Origin of the sequence: Nocardioides pelophilus, from assembly GCF_014180685.1 — a bacterium.
GTDB lineage: Bacteria > Actinomycetota > Actinomycetes > Propionibacteriales > Nocardioidaceae > Nocardioides > Nocardioides pelophilus.
In genome coordinates, this window is sequence record NZ_JACEHF010000333.1 from 1 (window position 1) to 691 (window position 691).

1 protein-coding gene is annotated in these 691 nt (G+C 76.8%); it reads right to left on the reverse strand.

Annotated features, from left to right (window positions below; all coding sequences use genetic code 11):
* Positions 1 to 691 (reverse strand): AlkA N-terminal domain-containing protein (locus tag H0488_RS23490; protein WP_281369754.1); only part of this gene is annotated, 691 nt, incomplete at both ends.

Here is a 691-nt window from a genome sequence, read left to right on the forward strand (position 1 = left end):
AGCTGCTCGGGGTCGAGCTCGGCGATGGCCGACGCGTCGGGGAACAGGTGCGTGAGCCCGGGGATCTCGGTGTCGAACGGGCGGCCGTGGGCAGCGACCAGCCGCCCGGCCACCGTGCGCGCGCCGGCCACGCTGACCTGCTGCCCCAGCACGGCTCGGACCGCGATCTCGTCACCCGCGACGTGGCCGGGGACCCGCAGTCCCGGCCGGCGGCGGACGAGCGGGCCGATCACCCGGTCACCGGCGAAGTGGGCAGCAACGGCCTGCGGGTCGCAGTCGCCGTCGAGCAGCCGGCGGACCCGCGCCACGGCCGCGCTCGTGTCGCGCAGGTCGTGCAGGACGAACCGGGCAGGCACCATCGCGGTCTGGCCGGGGTCGAGCTCGTCGCGCAGCTCGATGCGGACCGTGCCGGGGCCGTGCGGGAGGTCGAGGGTGCGGGCGTACCACCCGTCGCCGGCGACCTCCACGCCCGCGACGGCGCGGGGCGCGAGGAACCGCAGCAGTGCCGCGCCGGCGAACGGGGTCCGCACCGCGAGTCGGAGCTCGATCGCTCCCGGCGTCCGCGCTCCGCCGCGGCGGCCGCGCAGCTGGGTCGGCGTGGCGGCGTAGACCTCACGCACGGTGTCGTTGAACTGCCGGACGCTCGCGAACCCCGCCGCGAACGCGATGTCGGCGAACGTCAGGTCGGTGG